The following is a 7,540-nucleotide window of genomic DNA, read 5'->3' on the forward strand; positions in this document are numbered from 1 at the left end:
AAAGAGGGAACCGGGCGATAGGCCCTGGTTCCCTCTTTCGGTTTTAAAGGCCGCCCTGTTTCAGGGGCGGCCTTTTTCAATCAGGCATTACAGACTGAAGATCGAGCTTATAAAACAAAGTCCGCTGGAAGAATGGGTCTGGTCGCCGTCCGCAGCAACGTCGCCGTCAACGCCGAAGCCGGGAGCGCCGGGGTCGGTGATCTTGCCGTTGGCGAGGCCATCGTCGTCTTCCGGGCCGCCGTCACGCAGGGTGACCTGGATTTCCTTGGACGCCCTGTCGATGATTATGGGGATGTTGGCCTGGCCCTTCCACGCGCCGTTACGAATCTTGAACCAGTTGAGGCCGGGCTTCAGGTTGCCGTTGGCGTCGATGAAGGAGTTGGCGTTGTTGGGATTCAGGGCCTCATCCGGCACCTTGATGTAAAGAATTGTGGTGCCGCCCACCGGAACCTTGTTGATGATGAACTCGGTGGCTCCGATGGGGAGCGTGACCGTCTGGGCGCTCTTTTCCGGGCCGATCTTCCGGCGGGCCGCCCGGCTGATGGTGGCGTTGCCCTTTACCGAGAGGGTGAGAAGGCCCCGGATGGGGAAGTCAGCGTCGGGGGGGTCGGGCAGAAGGGCGTCCTTCTTCTCGACGGAAGGATCGATGAAGGCAAGGGACATCAGCATCCAGGCGGTTGAAAGAATGTCGCCGCCGTCAAGGCTACGGTATCCGTCGCCCCAGTGAACCCGCGTAATCTCGTCGGGCATGGAAGAAGCCGGCGTCCAGATGGCCTTGTTGTCAACGACTTCGTTGATGAAGTCCTGGGCCCAGGGGCGGGCCGGGGTGCCGAGGGTGTTCTGATGTCCAACCGTGGCCTGAAGGGCCTTGGCCATGCCGAACATGAAGTAATAGTAAGAGCCTGTTCCGCCGTTGTAGTAAGGCCCGGGGGTGACGGCCCAGGTATAGGTGCCGGGGGCCGCGAACCATTCCTCGGCCCTAAGGGCCATGGGGTCCTGATCCTGACCTATCATGGCCAGGGACCACAGGCCTGCCGCCGTCATGGGGCCGCCTATGAAGGAGTTTGAGCCCGGATAATAGCGAAAAACTCCGTAATTGTTAGCCACGTCCGTGATGTAATGGATGGCGGTAAGATAGGTGAGCAGGTTCTGGGCCCAGGCGGTGTCAGTGACGGACGAGCTTTCGCCCAGATAGCGGTTGGCGTACCACAGGCCCATGACCGCGAACTGGGTGTTGGACGTGTCGCCGCTGCCGTATCCGTTGTAATCCCAGCTTCCCTTATAGGTGTTGTCGGCCAGGTACTGGTTGGCTACGGTGAAGTCACGGGCCGAGCGGATGATGTTGGTCATGGTTATGGGCGCGGGATTGCTGGCAAGCGCCCAAAGGGAAAGTGCGATTAGGGTTGAGCTGTGATTGTAGTTGCCGCCTCCGCCTAGTATGGTGTAGGTGCCGTTCCAGCCGGCATTTGCCACCATGTACTGAATCCCCTTGATTATTGCAGGGTCTGAGGCCGGGACGCCGGTTTCAAGAAGCGCGGCCACTGCGAAGGCTGTAGCTGATTCCCTGTTCCATTGCTCATCGTCAAACCATGAGCCTGCCAGTTCCTGCTTGTCCCGAAGGTACTGCTGGCCGCCATGCATGGCCTGGGCAACCTTCTGCTCGGTTGCGGCCATGGCCGACCCGGCGAGGGCCAGAAAACATGCCGCCACAAAAAGAGCGACGATTTTAAACTTCCGGTTCATAGTTGATCCTCCTTCTTGAAGGTGGTGTGTACATCGTTTTCGGCATTACATCTGCATTATACTGCATTTTTCAGTCATGGGAAAGAGGTTCGGATATCTGCGGTCCTTTCGGGTTCGCCAGCCAGCCGGACGAACGGAACTGGCATGTTTCACATCTGCCATTCTCGGCTTTTCAGCATTTCGTCGGCCTGGGCCAGTATTGTTTCCACGCTTCTGGGCGCATCAAGTCCGTGCCTGCACCCGCATCCCATGCAGCCCCGCCCCGATCTTTCGGGAAAGACGTTGCACGGGAGGATATCGCCGCTTTCGTTTCGTCTTCGTCCGAAGCATTCATCGCTGGGACGGATGGAGGTTTTCGATTTTCCGTAATAATACCAGTTGGTGAGAGCGCATCCGCCGCCAAGGTCGGGAGACGGGCAGGAACAGATGGTGTAGGGGGTGTCCACCATTTTCATGGACGTGAACATGGTTCCCCTGGAAAGATAAAATATGTTGGCCATCTCCAGGGCCAGGGTCTTGTGCAAAAGTCGGTTTTTCCTGTTGGCGGAAAGGCCCCTTATCCAGCTTCTGGTGTAATCTTTGGTCACGGGCAGAAACTCCCATGACGGATAGGTTTTGGCAAAGAGCGTTTCAAGCCTGTATTCGGATGATCCGGAATCTTTCAGGCTTTTGAGTTTTTGAAAAAGATCATTATACCACGGGTCGGTGTCGGGCAAATACCCGTATGTTTCCTTCAGCCGGTCGCACCGGCCCATGAGCCTGTCCAGAAGCAGGCGGTTTTCCGCGTCTGAAGTGATGGTGAAGACTTCACCGGTTTTATCCCTAAGGTCGTTCGCAAGCCCCGAACTTCTGCACACGCAGTGGCCGATGAACATTATGGGAGAATTCAGGATGTCCTCCCAAACCTTTTGGACCGGCACTACCTGGCCGCTTATGATGAGGGCGCAGCCGATGTCCCGGAGCCTGTCCATGGTCTCGCCGGGGATTTTCTCGGCCCACCAGGCAGAAAGGGTCCCCAGTTCGTGCACCACCGGAAGGGAAGTGGGGCGACACCACAAAAAATAATCACCTATCGCGTTGGCCATCTGCCGGGCCACCGTGCGCTTTACGCCGGACCGCTCGTGCATGAGGGCCGCCGCCAGGAGTCTCTTGAAAAGCCTGGAGGATTCCGCCCTTGAGATTTCAAGCGGAAGCGGCTCTGGATTGGCCTTTAACCGCAAATCCTTCACATGGGCCAGCAAATGGGAAAGCTCGCGCACAAGCCTTGGCCATTTCTCCAGCATCTCAACGGGCAGGGCCACGTGGGAGTGGCCGTTGGTTCCGTGATGATCATGATCCAAGCACATCCGCGATTTCCCTGTAGGCCCGGTCAGAGAACAGAATAAGCCATGATATTCCTCTATTCCTGTAACTATAACACAAAAACAGCGTCATGGTAAGGGGGGCAGACTAAGAAAAAATTCACACTGCGAAAAATACGGCGTTCGCAGCCATGCAGCCGGAAAACATAGGTTGATCATTGACTTTGGCCAGTCTTTGCTGATATTGAATTTCCCGGAAATTATGCCGTAATGGTTCGGGCGAAGGGTTTTCGCCCGTTTGCTGGATCGAATTTACGGGGAGGAAAAAAGTATGAAGCAATCGAAGATTGCGGTTGCACTGGTGGTGGCTCTGGCGTTCGTATTTGCGGCGGCGGGTCTTTATGCGGCGACTGCCCCTGCTGTCATCAAGATGCAGACCGCAGGCTACGCCAAGCACACCAAGCCCATCGTGGCCTTCAGCCACAAGAAACACACCACCCCGGCTTATGGGGCCAAGTGCGGGGACTGCCATCACGACAAGGCCGGAAAGCCCCTTGCAGCCTTGAAGGACGGCGACCCGGTGCAAAAATGCTCGGTCTGCCACAAGTCCTTAAGCCTGGCCGCACCGGCTGTCTTAAAGGGCCTTGCAGGACCTGTGCGCAAGAAAAAGGAGCTCGAATTCCACGCCAACGCCATTCACTTGAACTGCATCGACTGCCACAAGACATGGAACAAGAAAAACGCCAAAAAACCCAACGAGGGCGCGCCCGTGGCCTGTAACAAGTGCCACAAGTGATTGCTTTTTACATTCAATGATTGATAAAAGGAAGGCGGAGGCTTTTTAAAAGGCCTCCGCCTTCTTTGATTGCAGCCCCGGAAAACGCGACATGGAAAGCCCCGACCGGCCCAAAAGGGTGATGATCATAGCTGGGGAGGCTTCAGGCGACGCGCACGCGGCGCTCCTGGCATCCGCCATGAGCGGCCTTGCGCCCGGCACCCTTTTTTACGGCATCGGCGGTCCCATGATGGAGCGGGCCGGGGTTCGGGTGCTTTATCCCCAAAATCGCCTCTCGGTGGTGGGCTTCACCGAGGTCGCCGAAAAACTCGGGGATCTGAGCGAGGCCTTTTTTCTGGTAAGGGAGGTGCTAAGCCTTGCCCGGCCCGATCTTCTTGTGTGCGTCGATTTTCCCGATTTCAATTTCATGGCGGCCAAGGCCGCAAAAAAGCGCGGGATAAAAGTTCTCTATTACATAAGCCCGCAGGTCTGGGCCTGGCGCACGGGCCGGGTGAAGAAGATAAAACGGCTGGTGGACCACATGGCCGTCATCCTTCCGTTCGAGAAGGAATTTTACGAAAAAAGCGGAGTGCCGGTGACCTTCGTGGGGCATCCGCTTCTTGACCAGGAGGAGCGCATCCCGGTCAACAGCCCAAAAGGCGGGTTTCTCATCGCCCTGGCTCCGGGCAGCCGCGACGGGGAGATAGTCCGCCACCTGCCGATAATGCTTCGGGCTTCGGCCATCATCAAAAAGAGTCGGCCCGAAGCCCGTTTCGTTGTGCCCGGCGCTCCGGGCGTGGAGCCGTCATTCATCGAGGGCATAATCCGATCCGTTCGGTCCGAAAACGCCTCGATACCCGAAATCCAGGTATGGCCAGGAGGAATGGAGCGCGTTTTCAGGGAGGCCTCGGCGGCTGTCATGGTTTCCGGCACCGTAACCCTGGAGGCCGCCCTTTCCGGGCTTCCCCACATCATCATTTACAGGCTTTCGCCCTTCACCTACAGGCTGGGGCGCATCCTGATCAAGGTGCCTTTTATCGGGCTTTCCAATCTCATAGCGGGCGTTGCCGCCGCCCCCGAACTGATTCAGGATGACGCCTCGCCGGAAAACATCGCCGGGCATATTCTGGATATGACCGAGACCCCGGAAGCCCTTGAAAAGGCCAGGGCCTTGCTGGCCCAGGTGAGGGGGATGCTGGGCGGGGCCGGGGCCTGCGTGAGAACAGCAAAACTTGCTCTCTCCCTGCTCGATTCTTAAGAGTTGTAACGAAAGGCGCTTAAATGGGCGAGCTGGTGATAAGGGACGGCATGAAGTGGCGGGCGGTCGGAATAATCGGGAAACTTGCCATAGACGCCATTTTTTCCACCTGCCGCATCCAGGTCATCGATAAGCATGACGCCGCCCGGCTGGTTTTTGCCGGCGAGGCCATAGCGGCCTTCTGGCACTCCCGGATTCTTCTGGCCAGCTACATCCACAAGGGCATAGGCGCTTCCATAATGGTGTCGGCCTCCGAAGACGGCGAGATAATAGCACAGGTCCTCCATCGCCAGGGGCACCGTCCCATAAGGGGTTCGTCACGCAAGGGGGGAGCCAAGGCGCTCGCCGCCCTTGCGGCCCGAATGGAGCGGATGCCCACCCTTGGAGTGGTGATCCCGGACGGCCCCCAGGGCCCCAGGCGCGTGGCCCAGCCCGGAGCCGTAAGCCTTGCTGCAAGAACCGGGCGGCCCATAGTGGCCATGGCCTACAGCGCCCGCAGTATGAAGATTTTCAAAAGCTGGGACCGCTTTCTTCTGCCCCGGCCCTTTACCAGTTGCACCTTTGTTTACGGGCGACCCATTTTCGTGGAAAGGGACAGCACGCCCGCCGAACTTGAGCAGAAACGCCTGGAAATGGCGAAGGAAATTGACCGGATAACCGATCTGGCGGATGGCCTCTATGGTCGGCGTCTTCCGTAAGGCAAACATGTCGAAACTGGTCCTCCCGAAAATCCGAAAGCGGCACAAGAGGCTTCTGGCCGAGGTCAAGGCCCACTGGGGAAGGCTCGCCCTGGCCATGATGTCGAGCTTTCTAATGGCCGCAACCCAGGTTTCCATAGCCTATCTCATCAAAAACGTGATCGACGACATCTTCGTGAAGAAGGACGAGGAAATGCTCGCCCTGATGCCCTTCGTGGTGGTGGGCATCTTTCTCGTGAGGGGCATAGGCTATCTTGGGCAGGAGTATTTCATAGGCTCGGTGGGTCAGCGCATCATACGGAACCTTCGGGACGCCCTGTACCAGAGGATAATGGGGCTCGACCTCTCTTTTTTCCAGGCGGAACGCACGGGTGGGCTCATGAGCCGCATAACCTGGGACACCTTCATAATAAGGGACATGGTGTCCCGCTCGGTGACGGGCCTGGTGCGGGATTTTTTCACCATCGTGGGGCTTATCGGGGTGGTTTTCTACCGGGACGCCACAATGGCCCTTTACGCGGTGGTGATTCTTCCGATCGCCTATTACCCCGTTATGTATTTCGGGAAAAAGGTGAGAAAGGCCAGTTCAGCCAGCCAGGACGCCATGAGCGACCTTTCGGCCTTTTTGCAGGAGACCTTTTCCGGGGTGAAGATTGTCAAGGCTTTTTGCGCCGAGGCCCATGAAACGGAAAAATTCAAAAACAAGACCGAAAGGATTTTCCGGCTGGAGCTGAAGGCGGTGCTGGCCAGGAGCCTGTCATCCCCCATCATGGAGGCCCTGGCCGGGGTGGGCATCGCCCTGGTGGTGGGCTACGGAGGCTTTCAGGTCATTGTGGGAAAGTCCACGCCCGGCACCTTCTTTTCCTTCATGGCGGCGGTTCTCATGCTCTACGACCCGGTCAAGAAGCTCTCCTACACGAACAATTCCATCCAAGAGGGTCTTGCGGCCACCGACCGCATTTTCGATCTTCTGGAAACAGAAACCAGGGTCAGTGAAAAAGACGGAGCCAAAGTTCTGCCAAAAGGCCCCCACGCGGTTTCGTTTCATGATGTGGGTTTTTCCTACGACACGGGCGAGAAGGTGCTTTCGGGCATTTCACTTTCCGTGAATCCGGGTGAGGTGACGGCCCTTGTGGGCGCGAGCGGCGGCGGAAAAACCACCCTGGTGAACCTCATCCCGCGATTTTTCGACGTGACCGAAGGGCAGGTCCTGATCGACGGATGCGACATTAAGGACTTCACCATAAAAAGCCTCAGGCGGAGAATGGCGGTGGTCACCCAGGAGCCCATACTCTTCAACGACACCGTGGCCTGCAATATCGCCTACGGTCGCCCGGACGCCAGTCGCGAGGATATCGAGGCTGCGGCAAAGGCGGCCTTTGCCCACGATTTCGTGGCCGAACTGCCAAAGGGTTACGATTCGGTGATAGGTGAGCTTGGAAACCGGCTTTCGGGGGGCGAAAAACAGAGGCTCGCCATAGCGCGGGCCATTCTGGCGGACGCTCCCATCCTCATCCTGGACGAGGCCACGGCAAGCCTGGACACCCAAAGCGAACGCCTGGTGCAAAAGGCCCTGGAAAACCTCATGGAAGGACGCACGGTTTTTGTGATCGCCCACCGCCTGTCCACCATCCGCCACGCCAACCGGATACTGGTGGTTTCCGGCGGTCGCATCGCGGAAGAGGGCTCCCACGAGGAACTCATCGCCCAAAACGGCGCATACAGGAAGCTCCACGATCTCCAGTTTACCGAGGAAACCCGATGA

6 protein-coding genes are annotated in these 7,540 nt (G+C 57.7%); 4 read left to right on the top strand and 2 right to left on the bottom strand.

Annotation, left to right across the window (positions count from 1 at the left end; genetic code table 11):
• Positions 1-87 precede the first annotated feature (87 nt).
• Both HZB23_13170 and HZB23_13175 read right to left on the bottom strand, forming a co-directional pair.
• Positions 88-1,743, bottom strand: coding sequence for a terpene cyclase/mutase family protein (locus HZB23_13170; GenBank protein MBI5845608.1), 1,656 nt, complete (start codon positions 1,741-1,743; stop codon positions 88-90).
• A 149-nt stretch (positions 1,744-1,892) separates the two neighbouring features.
• On the bottom strand, positions 1,893-3,089 hold the full coding sequence (locus HZB23_13175) for a hypothetical protein (protein ID MBI5845609.1): 1,197 nt from the start codon (positions 3,087-3,089) through the stop codon (positions 1,893-1,895).
• A gap of 286 nt (positions 3,090-3,375) precedes the next feature.
• Between HZB23_13175 and HZB23_13180 the strand changes: the two genes are divergently transcribed.
• The 4 genes from HZB23_13180 to HZB23_13195 all read left to right on the top strand — a co-directional run bounded on the left by HZB23_13180 (position 3,376) and on the right by HZB23_13195 (position 7,540).
• Complete coding sequence (locus HZB23_13180; protein MBI5845610.1) at positions 3,376-3,840, top strand: cytochrome c3 family protein; 465 nt, start codon at positions 3,376-3,378, stop codon at positions 3,838-3,840.
• A 91-nt stretch (positions 3,841-3,931) separates the two neighbouring features.
• The gene (lpxB, locus tag HZB23_13185; protein ID MBI5845611.1) at positions 3,932-5,077 is read left to right on the top strand and encodes a lipid-A-disaccharide synthase; all 1,146 of its coding nucleotides are present in this window, start codon (positions 3,932-3,934) and stop codon (positions 5,075-5,077) included.
• 23 nt (positions 5,078-5,100) lie between these two features.
• Positions 5,101-5,775, top strand: coding sequence for a lysophospholipid acyltransferase family protein (locus HZB23_13190; protein MBI5845612.1), 675 nt, complete (start codon positions 5,101-5,103; stop codon positions 5,773-5,775).
• A 7-nt stretch (positions 5,776-5,782) separates the two neighbouring features.
• The gene (locus tag HZB23_13195) at positions 5,783-7,540 is read left to right on the top strand and encodes an ATP-binding cassette domain-containing protein (GenBank protein ID MBI5845613.1); all 1,758 of its coding nucleotides are present in this window, start codon (positions 5,783-5,785) and stop codon (positions 7,538-7,540) included.

This window comes from Deltaproteobacteria bacterium (assembly GCA_016235345.1).
Taxonomy (GTDB): domain Bacteria; phylum Desulfobacterota; class Desulfobacteria; order Desulfobacterales; family Desulfatibacillaceae; genus JACRLG01.

Excerpts from the sequence above, each read along its gene's own strand:
- HZB23_13170 (MBI5845608.1), bottom strand. The coding sequence starts at position 1,743 with ATGAACCGGAAGTTTAAAATCGTCGCTCTTTTTGTGGCGGCATGTTTT.
- HZB23_13175 (MBI5845609.1), bottom strand. The coding sequence starts at position 3,089 with ATGTGCTTGGATCATGATCATCACGGAACCAACGGCCACTCCCACGTG.
- HZB23_13180 (MBI5845610.1), top strand. The coding sequence starts at position 3,376 with ATGAAGCAATCGAAGATTGCGGTTGCACTGGTGGTGGCTCTGGCGTTC.
- lpxB (MBI5845611.1), top strand. The coding sequence starts at position 3,932 with ATGGAAAGCCCCGACCGGCCCAAAAGGGTGATGATCATAGCTGGGGAG.
- HZB23_13190 (MBI5845612.1), top strand. The coding sequence starts at position 5,101 with ATGGGCGAGCTGGTGATAAGGGACGGCATGAAGTGGCGGGCGGTCGGA.
- HZB23_13195 (MBI5845613.1), top strand. The coding sequence starts at position 5,783 with ATGTCGAAACTGGTCCTCCCGAAAATCCGAAAGCGGCACAAGAGGCTT.